We start from the raw sequence: 631 nt of genomic DNA, 5'->3' as shown, positions 1-631 counted from the left end.
AGTTCGATGGTTACAGGACCCAGGTCATCAAGGATGACGACGGGATTCGGTTGATCACGAAAAACGGCTATGACTGGACCGGGCGCTACATCCAACTCGCCGGCGAAGCAGAGGCGATCGAAGCGAAAGACTTCATCATCGACGGTGAGGCGATCAGCATCAACGAAGCCGGCCTGTCGGACTTCCACGCACTGCAATCAGCCGTTACCAGCCGCAACCCTTCTCGCGATCTGTATCTGGTGGCGTTCGATCTCCTGCACCTCAACGGCCACGATTTGCGCGACATGCCGGTGGAAGACCGCCGCGACATTCTCCAGGCATTGATCCCGACTGGTGGCCGCATCCAGTTCAGCGAAGCAATGCCGGGAACCGGCGATGCCGTCTATCACCTTGTCGACAAGGCCGGACTGGAGGGCATGGTTTCAAAGCGCAAGGACAGCACCTATCGCAGCGGGCCGACGATGAACTGGCGCAAGATCAAGTGCTATGCCGAAAAGGAAATGGACATCATTGGCGTGCAGCGTGAGGCCGGGAAACCCGCGATGGTGCTGATGGCGGACAAGGGCCGCTATGCCGGTGGCGCCTTCGTCACGTTTAAGGCTCACAAACGGCAAGCGCTATGGGACCGCGT

General features: G+C 59.1%; 1 protein-coding gene. It reads left to right on the top strand.

Going from position 1 to position 631, the window contains the following annotated elements; all coding sequences use genetic code 11:
* On the top strand, positions 1-631 hold a 631-nt coding region (locus tag X742_RS140265), incomplete at both ends, for an ATP-dependent DNA ligase (RefSeq protein ID WP_023775662.1).

The sequence above is a fragment of the Mesorhizobium sp. LNHC229A00 genome, from assembly GCF_000502415.1.
GTDB lineage: Bacteria > Pseudomonadota > Alphaproteobacteria > Rhizobiales > Rhizobiaceae > Mesorhizobium.
Note: the sequence above shows the minus strand (reverse complement) of the source record. Positions and strands in the feature narration are given on the sequence as shown.